Origin of the sequence: Huijunlia imazamoxiresistens (assembly GCF_037132455.1) — a bacterium.
Taxonomy (GTDB): Bacteria; Bacteroidota; Bacteroidia; order Chitinophagales; family Chitinophagaceae; genus Flavisolibacter; species Flavisolibacter imazamoxiresistens.
In genome coordinates, this window is the sequence record NZ_JBBBEI010000003.1 from 268,491 (window position 1) to 281,104 (window position 12,614).

At 56.7% G+C, this 12,614-nt stretch carries 10 protein-coding genes; 4 read left to right on the forward strand and 6 right to left on the reverse strand.

Features of this window, described 5'->3' with window-relative positions; genetic code table 11:
• Positions 1-59 precede the first annotated feature (59 nt).
• On the reverse strand, positions 60-941 hold the full coding sequence (locus V9K67_RS04925) for a phosphatase PAP2 family protein (RefSeq protein WP_336720497.1): 882 nt from the start codon (positions 939-941) through the stop codon (positions 60-62).
• Positions 942-1,226: 285 nt separating this feature from the next.
• Between V9K67_RS04925 and V9K67_RS04930 the strand changes: the two genes are divergently transcribed.
• Both V9K67_RS04930 and V9K67_RS04935 read left to right on the forward strand, forming a co-directional pair.
• A complete protein-coding gene (locus tag V9K67_RS04930; RefSeq protein WP_336720498.1) occupies positions 1,227-1,595 on the forward strand; it encodes a response regulator in 369 nt (122 codons plus the stop codon).
• 185 nt (positions 1,596-1,780) lie between these two features.
• Positions 1,781-2,365, forward strand: a complete 585-nt coding sequence (locus tag V9K67_RS04935) for an NUDIX domain-containing protein (RefSeq protein ID WP_336720500.1) — start codon at positions 1,781-1,783, stop codon at positions 2,363-2,365.
• A gap of 85 nt (positions 2,366-2,450) precedes the next feature.
• On the opposite strand, the gene V9K67_RS04940 is transcribed toward V9K67_RS04935, so the two are convergent.
• From V9K67_RS04940 to clpB, 4 genes are all read right to left on the reverse strand, one after another.
• On the reverse strand, positions 2,451-4,259 hold the full coding sequence (locus V9K67_RS04940) for a T9SS type A sorting domain-containing protein (RefSeq protein WP_336720501.1): 1,809 nt from the start codon (positions 4,257-4,259) through the stop codon (positions 2,451-2,453).
• Positions 4,260-4,690: 431 nt separating this feature from the next.
• On the reverse strand, positions 4,691-4,978 hold the full coding sequence (locus tag V9K67_RS04945) for a hypothetical protein (protein ID WP_336720502.1): 288 nt from the start codon (positions 4,976-4,978) through the stop codon (positions 4,691-4,693).
• Positions 4,965-5,543, reverse strand: a complete 579-nt coding sequence (locus tag V9K67_RS04950; protein ID WP_336720504.1) for an RNA polymerase sigma factor — start codon at positions 5,541-5,543, stop codon at positions 4,965-4,967. The genes V9K67_RS04945 and V9K67_RS04950 overlap by 14 nt, the downstream gene beginning before the upstream one ends.
• 168 nt (positions 5,544-5,711) lie before the next feature.
• A complete protein-coding gene (clpB, locus tag V9K67_RS04955; RefSeq protein ID WP_336720505.1) occupies positions 5,712-8,333 on the reverse strand; it encodes an ATP-dependent chaperone ClpB in 2,622 nt (873 codons plus the stop codon).
• Between the two features lie 70 nt (positions 8,334-8,403).
• Here clpB and V9K67_RS04960 point away from each other — a divergent pair, with 70 nt between their 5' ends.
• Both V9K67_RS04960 and V9K67_RS04965 read left to right on the forward strand, forming a co-directional pair.
• Positions 8,404-9,459 (forward strand): serine hydrolase domain-containing protein, encoded by a 1,056-nt coding sequence (locus V9K67_RS04960; protein WP_336720506.1) that lies wholly within the window; start codon positions 8,404-8,406, stop codon positions 9,457-9,459.
• 401 nt (positions 9,460-9,860) lie between these two features.
• Positions 9,861-10,658 (forward strand): hypothetical protein, encoded by a 798-nt coding sequence (locus V9K67_RS04965; RefSeq protein ID WP_336720508.1) that lies wholly within the window; start codon positions 9,861-9,863, stop codon positions 10,656-10,658.
• Between the two features lie 448 nt (positions 10,659-11,106).
• Here V9K67_RS04965 and V9K67_RS04970 read toward each other — a convergent pair whose 3' ends face one another.
• Positions 11,107-12,546, reverse strand: a complete 1,440-nt coding sequence (locus V9K67_RS04970) for an NADH-quinone oxidoreductase subunit N (protein ID WP_336720510.1) — start codon at positions 12,544-12,546, stop codon at positions 11,107-11,109.
• Between the last annotated feature and the right edge of the window lie 68 nt (positions 12,547-12,614).

Consider the following 12,614-nt stretch of genomic DNA (forward strand, 5'->3'; position numbering starts at 1 on the left):
TTCCCTTCGGGCGCCAGCAACTCGTAAACCCGTAAACGTGTAAACTCGTAAACTCCTAACTAACGAATCTTATAAACTAGAGACAACCCCTGCGCCCGTCCGGTGGAAAAAGGAGTGATGCTGAGATTGGGGTTTTTAATGAGCTTGTTTTTGTGCAGGTGGGGCACCAAAATTCCGGACAGGGTGCCCACGGCGGTTCCCAGCACAATGTCGGAAGGAAAGTGCTTGCCGCCCATGTGCCGCAGGTAGGCGGTGGCGCCGGTGGCGGCAATGGCGGTGGCATACAGCACCGGCTTCAATATTTTGGAATCGGGGTGGTAGTCGCCATACACCTTGGCCACGAAAAAGGAGGAGGTAGCCACCAGGGCCACATGGCCCGCAAAAAATGAGTTCTTGGCCCCGCCTTCGCGGCGCTCGCCCATCGGCACCTTGTCGTTATAGGCCAGGGGACGGAAGCGGTCCACGGTATACGTGGCGCCGGTATACAGCAAACCCGTGACCGACATCGCTTCGAGGTACAGGAAAGCGATCTTGAGGCCATCCTGCCGAATCTTATGGTCGGCCAACAGTACCAGGGGAAGCGGCATGGCAATATAAAAGGGATAATCGCTGATCTTATCCGCACTGCGCGAATACACGTCGGCACCCCAGCGGTCGAAGCCGTTGATATCGGATTTCTTCAGGTTCCTGATGGTGGCTTCCGGTGTATCGTCCTTGCTGTAGATCTGGGTGAAGGCATAGCCCGACCAGGCGGCGGCCGCGGCCGTCAGGGGGATATCGCGACCGGGTCTCAGCCGGTATATCTGTCCGTCAGCGCCGGCGGGCAAAGGGGGCACCAGCGCCAAACCTTCCTGCTTCGGAGCAGCAGCCGTATCACCCTGTCCATAACTGAAGGAACCCAATAAACAAAAGACCAATCCAGTAAAAATTGCCTTGAACATAATCATCCGGTTTAAAATATATGAATGCTGATAAAATGATGTTTTGTTGGGGAGCCGCAGCAACCCTTACGGAGGTTTACAATGTTCATGCCGGGCACCCGCAGGGTGAAAGGGGCCACAGCCAACGGGTAGCGGGCAAGGAGCAGGATAAGGGTATTTGAATAGGGCGCCGCCGGGAAATCCACGGAAGTTTTAGCTCATCTATTCCGTTTTTAAAAGCCTTCGATTAACTTGCAGGAACCATCCTTTCTTACGCCGGTTTGCTGAAAAATTAAATCATCAATTATGGAAAATAAAGGGGTTATTCTGATCTGCGATCTGGACGACGACCACCTGGAGACGGTGCGGTCCGGACTGGAAAATGAAGGCTTATCGCTGGAAGTGCTCCATGATGCGGCAGAATTGGTTCCCCGGGCGGTACGCTCCCATCCCAGCATGATCATCGTAAACCCGGACATGAACGCTTACCATGCGTACGATGTATGCAAGCACCTGATAAAGTCCCTGGATATTCCCGTTATCTATATGCTGGACCAGCACTCCACCACCCGCAACCAGGCGGATGAATGTACCGTGGACGAAGTGGTGACCAAGCCTGTAGAAATACGGAACCTGCTGCACCTGATCGAAACCCACCTGGCTATCTCGACCTGACGGCCGTTACAGGGTAGGAACAGGTAAAACTTCCGAGCCAACGTTGTATTAATATGTCCTACCGGCCTGCCCTTGCAGGCCGGTTTTTTTAGGGGTAACCCCAAAACGAACCAACCGGAATGTACAATGAACTCGTGAACTTGCGAACCCATGAACTATTCTTATTAAGTTTACAGGAAAAACCTATGCAGGAAAAAGCCGCCATCAGGAATACCGAGATCCTGTGCAAGGAACACTATCCCTTAAAAAAGATCACCTTCGCCCTCCGCAACAAAAAGGGCGAACTGGTGGAACAGGTACACGAAGTGTATGCCATGGGCAATGCGGCCGTGGTGCTGCTGTACAACCCGGAGCAAAAGACCGTGCTGCTCACCCGCCAGTTCCGTACCCCTGCCCTGCTGCAGGGCTACAGCGACGGCATGCTGATCGAATGCTGCGCCGGCAAGATCGGACAGGAACAACCCGAAGAAGGCATCAAAAGGGAAATTGAAGAAGAAACCGGCTACCAGGTGCCTTCCGTACAAAAGGTGTTTGAAGCGCTGATGTCCCCGGCCTATGTGACCGAGATCATCCACTTCTTTATCGCCGAATACCACGCTTCGATGAAGGTGGCCGAAGGCGGCGGCCTTTCGGAAGAGAACGAAGAGATCGAAGTGCTGGAGATGCCGTTCAAAGATGCGCTGGCCCTGCTCCGCGAGGGGAAGATCGTGGACGCAAAGACCATCATGCTGCTGCAGTATGCCCAGGTAAACCGCCTGCTGGAAGACTGACCTCCGTTGATCCTCAAAAGCGAAAGGGCCATCCCTGGCGGGACGGCCCTTTCTTTGCGGAAACCTTCACCTGAGAAAGTTTTGGTTATTGCCTGACCACTTTTTGCTTCAGCACCAGGGGACCCTTGGTGATGATCAGGAGGTAAAAGCCCGAGGGGACCGAGGATAGATTCAGCTCGGTAAGGGAAGATCCGTTGTTATACACGTTGTTCTGTTGCAACATCAGTTTGCCTTCCATATTGTGCAGGCGCAGCTGGTAGGTACCGGCCGGCAGGGACCGGAACTGCACCCGCAGGTGGTCGCCGGCAGGAAGGGGCGATACGCTGACGGAGCCCTTCACCAGCAATTGTTCCTGGTCCGGCCCTTCTATGGAAGTGATGATTTCGCTGCGGTCGTCTTCCTCCTCGTTGGCACAGCAACGTTCCCGGCAAATCTGCCGGTCCGCAAAATCTACCGAAGCCCAGTTCAGCACTACCGACTGCGCGCCCCGCACCACATCGCCCAGGCGGACCACCCGTTGGAGGTTGGACGCCTGGTTGGCGGGATTTCGCAGGGTGGTGAAATTGCAGGTCCGGATCTGCGGTCCGGTCTTCATGATAAAGCCGTCGCTGAATCCGGCATTGGAGGGATTGCGCATGGAGGAAAAGTAGGCGATGCCCGGACAGTCATTCCCATTTTTACCACGGCAGGACAGCCCGCGGGCATGGTCCAGGCCGAAGCCCACATCGGTGTTCATGCGGTTGTAGTGGAGCCATTCCAGGCCATTACCGCCGGGACCCACGTGGTACATCATCTGGAAGGTACCCTGGTTGTTGTAAAAAGGTCCGGCCAGGTAAAAGGTACCGTTGGGCGCCTGCAGGATGTCGTGGCATTTGCTTTGGCCGTTGCCGGCGCGCAGCACGTTCTGGAACAGAATGGCGCCGGCGCCGAGGCCCAGGTTGACCACCTGCATGTTGTACGAGCCGCCGTTGTTGGTAAAGCCGCCCACGATCAGGGTATTGGCCTGGGTGCGGCGCACGGCCATGAATTCATTGTCGGCCGGCTGGTTGTAGCTGTTGGCCCATTGCAGGGCGCCGCCGGGTCCCAGGCGGAAGGCCAGGGCCTGGATGTTGTTGCGCCCCGCATTTTGCACGGAGCCCACCACGTAAATGTTGCCGGCATTGTCCTCGGTGAGCTGGCGGGCCATGCAATGCGCGCCGCCGATCTGCTGGCGGGCGAAATTATACCGGGCGGCCCACAGGACCTGGCCGTTCCCATTCACCCGGGCCACGAGGGCATCCGTATTGTTGGGTCCGCGCCGCGAGGCGCCGCACAGCAGCCAGGTAGGCTGGTTGTTGACATAACGGTTGGACAGGCGGATGCACCAGGCCGCATCGCGGCCGCCGTCAAAGTCGATGCGCAGGGCGCGGACCACGTTCCCATTGGCATTCAGGCGCACGAACAGCACGTCGCTGCCGCCGGGCGCCACCGCACCCGTCTGGTTGTTGCTGGTGACGGCGCCCACCGCCACATAGCCGCCGTTGCCCTGGCCGTTATCGACCTCGGCTATGCTGTTGCCGCTGGCCAGGAAGGCCTTGTTGTTCGCTCCCTGGAACACATACCCCACATTGTTCAGCACGTTTCTCGCGGCGAAGTTCATGCGGGTAAACCGCAGCCGGTCGGCCGCGCCCTGCGGGTTGCGGTAAGAGGTGCCGATACCCACGTAGAAATAGCGGTCGTCGTTGGCGTTCGGGTAGTTATAGCGGGTGACGATGCCGCTGTTGAATTGCTCGTCCCGCAACTGCGGGGAGGTATAATTAAGGTTGAAGCGATGCTGAAAGAAGCGCACGACATTCTGGGCCGTGGCTTCGTTCAGCAACAAAGAGAGAAAAAGCACGGTTATTACTTTTTTCATACGCCACGTTTTAAGGTGAGGAAATGCAAATACCTTATCCGATGTGCAGCATCGTCCCTGGCGGCCGTGGCGCCCTGGCCGCAGGAACGCATACACCCGGAGCCTCCCTCCGCCGGAGGGAAACAGGAAGAAAAAATTAGAATGGATAAAGGATCAGGGATCAACGGGTTCGTACAGGATGCATTGGAAGAACGCACCGTTCACAACGGGCAACCCGTAGCCATACCTGCGGGAAGCATCAAGGGTAGCAGGAAGCCTTTTCATAAAGACCGGTTAAGAACCCTGCCGGCAAAGTACCTGTAAGGAGGAACGTAACGATGACAAAGGACAGGGAGGCTATCGGCAAACAGAACTTGCCTACTTTATTTATCGGATGGAGCGAAGTAATGGAAACAGGAAACTCGTATTTTTTCTAAAAAAATTCCGGGGATTTACCTGGGAGAATTCCGGGGAGATTGGGGACAAGGATGACCGGAAATATTCTTAGGAAAACAACCCTCACCCGGCCGGTCCAGGCCCCGTTCCTGGGCTGCGGCCTGCCACTCCCGGCGCTTGCACGCCAGCAATACCTGCCGCGCCGCTTCGCGGAACGCCAGGTACCGGGCCACCTGGCGGATAAATGCATCCGCTCCCCCGCAGGCCGCTGCGAACCGCTGCCGGTCGGCACCGCTCAGGTCGCCGGAGAAATACGCATCCAAAAATTCATCAGGGTTGTCCATTTTGGGTCATAAAGTTTTTTATTTTTTCCCGGCAGCGCAGGCGGGTGGTCTTGGCAACCGCGGGACTGCTGAAGGCCATTATTTCCGCGATCTCCTTATCGCTGTAGCCGTCCTCGTACAACAGCAGGATCTCCCGGCACCTCTCCCCGATCCGCTCCAGCCCCTCTTTCATTTCCGCCACCATTTCTACGTCGATGAGCCTTTCGATAGCGGCCTTGGCCGTATCGGGCAGGCAGTGGAGCAGTTCGGGGCCGATGGCGGAGCGGTGGATCTTTTCCTTGTCGTTGGATACCTTGCGGATCAGGTCCACGCATTTGTGGTGGTAGATCTGGAACAAATAAGTTTTGAGGGAAACCTGGTTATCGAAGCGGCCCCCGATGATGTTGTGAATGGCCGCCAGCACGGTATCGCTGTAGGCATCAAAGCAGTCGTCATAGGAAAGGTGGTATTTGCGGCAACCTTCCCCGATAAAATATTGATACTGCAGGTACAGCTCTTTTTCAAAGCGGGCACGGCGGTCCTGGTTCCGTCCCAACAAGCCCTGGAATATCAACACGTCCTGCATACAAAAAAGAATGAATATCTCTCTAATTTACCCATAAAAGCGAAGGCGAGCAAAATTATTCCGACCGCTCTTTAAATAAAAAAAGGGTCTCCCGCTGTTGGCGGAAGAGCCCTTTTTCTTTATTCTGAAGCTCCAAATATTCTATCCCAATCAACCTATTCCGCGTGCTTAAACGGTATGCGGCTGGGGCGCTTTGTTGCGGAAGACCACCACGTTTTCAAATACGTCCACCAGCACCGGCGCGTTCTTGTCGATTTCGCCGGCCAGGATCTTTTTGCTCAGGCCGTTGATCACTTCCTTCTGGATCGAGCGCTTCAGCGGGCGGGCGCCGAACTGCGGATCGAAACCGCTTTGCGCCAGGAAGTCGAGCAGGTATTCGGAAAACTCCAGCTGGATGCCGTTTTTGGCCACCTGGCTTTTGAGGTTGTCCAGCTGAATGCGGATGATGTTGCGCACCTCGTTGCGCATCAGCGGCTGGAACAGGATGATCTCGTCCACGCGGTTGAGAAACTCGGGGCGGATGTTCTGCTTCAGCGTTTCCATTACTTCCACCTTGGTCTTTTCCACCACCTCTACCTTGTTCCGCTCGGTAATGTCCTCGAAGTTGGCCTGGATGATGTCGCTGCCCATGTTGGAGGTCATGATGATGATGGTGTTCTTGAAATTCACCACGCGGCCTTTGTTATCGGTCAGGCGGCCGTCATCGAGCACCTGCAGCATGATGTTCCAGACGTCGGCATGGGCTTTTTCGATCTCGTCGAGCAGCACTACCTGGTAGGGTTTGCGGCGCACGGCCTCGGTCAGCTGGCCGCCTTCTTCGTAGCCCACGTAGCCGGGAGGTGCACCCACCAGGCGGCTTACGGTATGTTTTTCCTGGTATTCGCTCATGTCGATACGGGTCATCATGCCTTCGTCGTCGAACAGGTATTCGGCCAGGGCCTTTGCCAGCTCGGTCTTACCCACGCCGGTGGTTCCCAAAAAGATGAACGAGCCGATGGGGCGCTTGGGATCGCTCAGGCCGGCACGGCTGCGGCGGATGGCGTCGGCCACGGCGGTGATAGCCTCGTCCTGGCCCACCACACGGCGGTGCAGCTCGTCTTCGAGGTGCAACAGCTTTTCGCGTTCACTCTGCATCATCTTGCTTACCGGGATGCCGGTGGCCTTGGCCACGTTCTCAGCAATATCCTCGGCGTCCACTTCCTCCTTCATCAGGCGGCGGCTATTCTGGCTCAGTTCGTTCAGCTGGGTGGTCAGGTCATTGATCTGCTGCTCCTGTTCCTTGATCTTGCCGTAGCGGATCTCGGCCACCTTGCCGTAATCGCCCTCGCGTTCGGCCTGCTCGGCCTGCTGCTTCAGCTCCTCGATCTCGGCCTTGGCATTCTGGATCTTTTCCACCAGGTCCTTTTCTTCCTGCCACTTGGCCTTCAGCGTATCGCGCTCCACGGCCAGGTTGGCGAGGTTGGTATTCAGTTCTCTGAGTTTGTCTTCGTCGTTTTCGCGCTTGATGGCTTCCCGCTCGATCTCCAGCTGGCGGATGCGGCGTTCCAGCTCGTCCAGCTCTTCGGGCATGGAGTTCATTTCGAGGCGCAGCTTGGCGGCGCTTTCGTCGATCAGGTCAATGGCCTTATCGGGCAGGAAGCGGTCGGTGATGTAGCGCTGCGACAGCTCCACGGCGGCGATGATGGCCTCGTCCTTGATGCGCACGTGGTGGTGCGTTTCGTAGCGGTCCTTCAGGCCGCGGAGGATGGAGATGGCGTCCTCGGTGCCGGGCTCCTCCACCATCACTTTCTGGAAGCGGCGTTCGAGGGCCTTATCCTTTTCAAAGAATTTCTGGTATTCGTTGAGGGTGGTGGCGCCAATGGCACGCAGCTCGCCGCGGGCCAGGGCGGGTTTAAGGATGTTGGCGGCATCCATGGCGCCTTCGCCCCCGCCGGCACCTACCAGCGTATGGATCTCGTCGATGAACAGGATGATCTCGCCATCGCTGGCGGCCACTTCCTTGACCACGCCCTTCAGGCGTTCTTCAAACTCGCCCTTGTACTTGGCGCCGGCGATGAGCTGGCCCATGTCGAGGGCGTAGATGGTCTTCGACTTCAGGTTCTCGGGCACGTCGCCGTTGACGATGCGGTGAGCCAGGCCTTCAGCGATGGCCGTCTTGCCCACGCCGGGTTCGCCCACCAGGATGGGGTTATTCTTCGAGCGGCGCGACAGGATGTGCAGGGTCCTGCGGATCTCTTCGTCGCGGCCGATCACCGGGTCGAGCTTCCCCTGGCGGGCCAGCTCGTTGAGGTTCTTGGCGTATTTGTTCAGGGTATTGAACTGGGTTTCCTGCGTTTGCGAGGTAACGGTAGAACCTTTGCGCAATTCCTTGATGGCCATGACCAGGCCCTTTTCGGTCAGGCCGGAATCCTTCAGCAGCTTGGCCGAGCTGTCGTTGCCCTGCACCAGGGCGATTAAAATATGTTCAGGAGTTATAAATTCGTCTCCGAAGGTCTTCAGCAGCGCGCCTGCCCGCAGGATCACGTTGCTGGTTTCGCGGCTGACGCTTTGCGCCGGTTCGCCGCCCTGCACCTTGGGCAGGCGGTTGATCTGGCCGTTCAACTGGTTGTCCAGCTGGGCAATGTTCACCGCGTTCTTTTTCAGCAGGTATTCCACCGGGGAGTCCTGCTGTTCCAGTAAAGCCTTCAACAGGTGTTCGGTTTCGATATTGCTGTTGCCGTTATTGAAAGCAATTTGTTGTGCTCCCTGTATCACTTCGGCAGCCTTTATCGTAAAATTGGATAAGTTCATATGCGCGTATCTTTTTTATTGCGTTAACCAATTCATCAAAATAAAGTCCAACACAAAATTACTGTATACTATGTCACGAAATTTCCGTCCAGCCTGCCGAAACTTCAGTTTCCTGCTGCTTTTCCTGCTATTTTTTCAGGTATCCCGCGCCCAGGAGGGCTTTACCCCGCTCGATGAAATTGTGGCCGCCCGGCAACAGGCCGTCAAAAGCGACGTGGTGCTGGTAGTGGCCAGTAAGGATACCGTGGTATACCAGAAAGATTCCAAACAGTTTTCCGCCCTGAGGGGCCAGGCGGCCATCGGCGCCAGCAGCCAATGGCTCACCGCCGCCCTGGTACTGCTGGCCGTGGACGAAGGCAAGCTGTCGCTCGACGATAAGGTCGGCCAGTATATCCCGATCTTCGATTCGTACATGAAAAGCTATATCACGCTGCGGCACTGCCTGTCGCATTTTACGGGCATCCAGTCGGAAGCGCCCAAGGCCCTGAGGGTGTTTGAGAAAAAGAAGTTTGCCTCGCTGGAAGAAGAGGTGCTGGGATATGCCAAAAAGCCGATCCAGAACAATGCGGGTGAGGCCTTCCGTTACAACCAGATGGGTCCCGGCATTGCCGCACGGGTGCTGGAGATCGTCTACAAAAAGAAATTCGAGATGCTGGCGCAGCAAAAGCTGTTCCGCCCCCTGGGGATGCGGATGACCACTTTTGCCACTATGGATGCATCGGCCCCCGACCCGGCCGAAGGCGCCCGCTCCACCGCCGCCGACATGACCCGCTTCCTGACCCTGCTCCTGAACAAGGGCCAATACAAAGACAAACGCATACTTAGCGAGGAAGCGGTGCTGGAATTACGGCGGATCCAGACGCGGCCCGACCTGATCAAATACAAGCCCGAAGGCACAAACGGCTATGCTTATGCGCTCGGCGCCTGGACGTCCGGCGAAGGGGCAGGTAAGGAAGCCTCCGTTTTGCTGGCCCCCTCCTTTGGCGGGACCGTTCCGGTCATCGATTTCTGCAGGGGCTATGCCTTCATTATCCTGCAAAAAGACCTGAAGGAAGACAAAACCGAGGTATCCGGGAAAATCAGGGAAGTGCTCGACAGCCGTTTTGAAAATACCAGTTGCCCCTAAGCATCCGGGCACCAAAAGGGCAGACGGACAACCTGCCCTCTTGGCGCCCGGAACTTTCCGTCCCCGCCCTCAAAAAAATTCCACTATCCTGTTACCCCTTGCCCGCTCCCTTACGATAAAATAAGTATACGAGAAGGAACGACAGTTTCCGAAACCAATTCCCTGAATCACCCCACTACCGGCCCACCTGCCCTTGAAAACCATCCGGACCGCTCCGGCCCTTTCGGCCTGCAACAGCGGATACCGGATCGTCCTTCTCCCTCCCCTGCCCGTTTTGCCCTTCCCCGAAAATCACCGGATGGCCCCACCGGAAGACCCGCCTCTTCCCCGGACCTCCTTATGCCCGTACCCCTTGTTGGCCCGTCCGTACCCTTCTTTCCTAACCATTCAACCATATGACCATGAAAGCTATTCCTACTTCCCTGCTTGCCTGTTTGCTTCTGTGCCTGGCGGTGGTTTCCTGTAAAAAAAATCCGGACGCCACCTCCCCTTCCTCACCCGCCGGCAACGACCAACAGGAATTATTTGCCCGGACCCTCCGGGTCTTTGATGCAGGCAAAAGCACCACTGCTACCCTGCGTTTCCGGTCGGCCAATAAAGAGCTCCTGGCCAGCATGGCCCTGGATAAATTCGACTTTGTGCTGGTAAATGAAGGGGCAACCCCGATGGTTGCCCCTGCACCCGTAAATGAACAAACCACGGCCATGGGCGGGCTGGCCCTCTCGGCAAAGGGCGTGAACGCCGTAAAGAACAACAGGGACGAACTGCAAGCCTCCGACAGCGTGGTGTATGTAGACCTGCAGTCGGCCGTCCAAACGCCGTCCCTTTCCGTGGAGGTCCGCAGCAAAGCCCTCCGCAACCCCGCCGCCCCCATTCCTGTAGAAGAAACCCTGTATCCCAACGGAACGCGGTTATTCTTCCATGGCGGCACCAACTGGCACCGCGTCCAGATCAACAACCTGTCGTACTATCCCCTGTTCGTTTCCTTTTACTACAACAGTTGCGATGGCCAAATCTGCTCCACCAACGGCGACCTGAAAGGCACCTTTACCCGTTACTCGGGCTATGGCTACACACTGTATTACAATGGTTGGGCATACTATTACAATTGTAACCGGGCGGTAGGCGCCCTCATCACCATCTCCCCAAATAACGGCTACTGGTACCGCTGGACCTGGTGGTCGGCCTGCAATCCGTGATAAGGAGCTACCGCTGGAATCAGCACACGTTGATGAATGATTAAGAGGGAGAAATAGAAGCCTGAAGGGCTTCAACAATAGTAGCCCCGGGTGCAACCCGGGGTCAGCAGTAGTTCGTCCCCTCAACCGTGAATTGGGTTGAATGTGTCCTTGTCGATGAAGAACAGTTTTCAGTTCCGAAGGATACTTCGAAAAGCCTTTCTGATCTTGAACAGCCCGTTTACTGTGGGTCCCACATTCAACCCCTGCGGGGTTGGGATGGCGTACTACTGCTGACCCCGGGTTGCACCCGGGGCTACTATTGTTGAAGCCCTGCGGGCTTCCCCTTCCACGGTCAGCCTAAGTGAACCTGGTATAAGCTTCAAAAAATGGAAAAGGTAAGTGCAAAGACCCCTCTGGGAACGCACTTACCTTATGTTGTTTCTGCCAATGGAAGAACGTTCACCCCTTAGCCAAACAGCAGGAACAGCCGGATGCCGTTGATGACGGAGCCGGGAAATATACCCATATACAGCAACATAAACGTCAGGGCCAGCAGGGAAGCGAAGGTGGCAAAATAGAAAAAGGGATGCAGCACCTTTTCCTTCGAAACCGCCAGGCCGGCGGGCGCTTCGCCAAACAGCACGCTGATCACCCGCAAATAATAGTAAACGCCCAAAACGGAGGTCAGCACCAGCGCCACCACCGGCAGCCACTGCTGTACCCTTACCCCTGTGGTCAGCACCAGGAACTTACCGATAAAGCCGGCGGTCAGCGGAATGCCCGCCAGCGACAGCATGGCTACGGTAAGCACGGCAGCCACCAGCGGCCGCCGCCAGAACAAGCCCCGGTAGGCGTCGAGCAGCTCGGCATCCCGTTCCCGCGACGACATAACGGTGATCATGCCGAAAGCCGCCAGCACCGTTACCGAATACGCCATCAGGTAAAATACCGCCGCCTCCACCCCGCTGTTATCACCGGGCAGGAAGGCCACCATCAGGTAGCCGAAATGAGCGATGGACGAATACGCCAGCAGCCGCTTGAGGTTCTGCTGCTGCAGCGCCAGGAAATTGCCCGCTACCATGGACAGGATGGCCAGGGCCGAAAAGATGGTATAGCCCAAAGAACCCTCGTCTAACGGGATGGCCTGCCCGAAACGGAGCAGCACCGAAAACACGCCGATCTTGGAAACGGTGGCAATAAGGGCGGTCACCGGCGGAGGCGCCCCCTGGTACACGTCGGCCGCCCATAAATGGAAGGGCACCAGCGCCAGCTTGAAGCCGATGGCCACGGCCATCAGCCCGATACCGGTAGTGAACAACAGCGACGACCGCTCGGGTTTCAGAGCAATAGCCGTAAACTCCATGCTGCCGGTTTCCATGTAAATGAGGGCCATGCCGAACAGCAGGAAGGCCGACGACAGGGCCGCCAGCACCAGGTACTTCATGCCGGCCTCGATGGCATTATTGCGGTTGCGCAGGTAGGCGATCAGGGCATACAGGCTGACGGTCAGCAGCTCCAGCCCGATAAAAAACGAAATAAAATGCCGGCTGATGGTGAGCGTAGCCGCCCCCAGCGTACTAAGGAACAGCAGGATATAGTATTCCTTGGGGTTCTCCTCCCGCTCCTCGAAATAGATAAACGACAGCAGGCCGATCACCAGCACCGAAAAAATGATCAGTCCCGTAAACAGGGCGCCAAAGCCATCTACCACGAACAGCGGCGGCACCTCCAGCGGCAGCAGCCCCCGCACGCCCCACATGGCAGCGATCACCCCGCACAGCATCAGGAACCCGCTGACCTGGATCACCGTATGGCTCCGCTTAAAAGCGATCAGCAAAATGACCACGATCGAAGCCGCCGCCAGCACCATATAGGGCAGCATTACCTGAAGTTCCTGTTGGTCCATAAATGAAGGTATGAGTGATGAGTAATGAGTGATGCGTGTCACCGTCCTAATTCCTAATTCCCAATGAA

What these genes read in the sequence shown, in the direction of transcription:
- V9K67_RS04925 (WP_336720497.1), bottom strand. Translation starts at nt 941, where the DNA reads ATGTTCAAGGCAATTTTTACTGGATTGGTCTTTTGTTTATTGGGTTCC.
- V9K67_RS04930 (WP_336720498.1), top strand. Translation starts at nt 1,227, where the DNA reads ATGGAAAATAAAGGGGTTATTCTGATCTGCGATCTGGACGACGACCAC.
- V9K67_RS04935 (WP_336720500.1), top strand. Translation starts at nt 1,781, where the DNA reads ATGCAGGAAAAAGCCGCCATCAGGAATACCGAGATCCTGTGCAAGGAA.
- V9K67_RS04940 (WP_336720501.1), bottom strand. Translation starts at nt 4,259, where the DNA reads ATGAAAAAAGTAATAACCGTGCTTTTTCTCTCTTTGTTGCTGAACGAA.
- V9K67_RS04945 (WP_336720502.1), bottom strand. Translation starts at nt 4,978, where the DNA reads ATGGACAACCCTGATGAATTTTTGGATGCGTATTTCTCCGGCGACCTG.
- V9K67_RS04950 (WP_336720504.1), bottom strand. Translation starts at nt 5,543, where the DNA reads ATGCAGGACGTGTTGATATTCCAGGGCTTGTTGGGACGGAACCAGGAC.
- clpB (WP_336720505.1), bottom strand. Translation starts at nt 8,333, where the DNA reads ATGAACTTATCCAATTTTACGATAAAGGCTGCCGAAGTGATACAGGGA.
- V9K67_RS04960 (WP_336720506.1), top strand. Translation starts at nt 8,404, where the DNA reads ATGTCACGAAATTTCCGTCCAGCCTGCCGAAACTTCAGTTTCCTGCTG.
- V9K67_RS04965 (WP_336720508.1), top strand. Translation starts at nt 9,861, where the DNA reads ATGAAAGCTATTCCTACTTCCCTGCTTGCCTGTTTGCTTCTGTGCCTG.
- V9K67_RS04970 (WP_336720510.1), bottom strand. Translation starts at nt 12,546, where the DNA reads ATGGACCAACAGGAACTTCAGGTAATGCTGCCCTATATGGTGCTGGCG.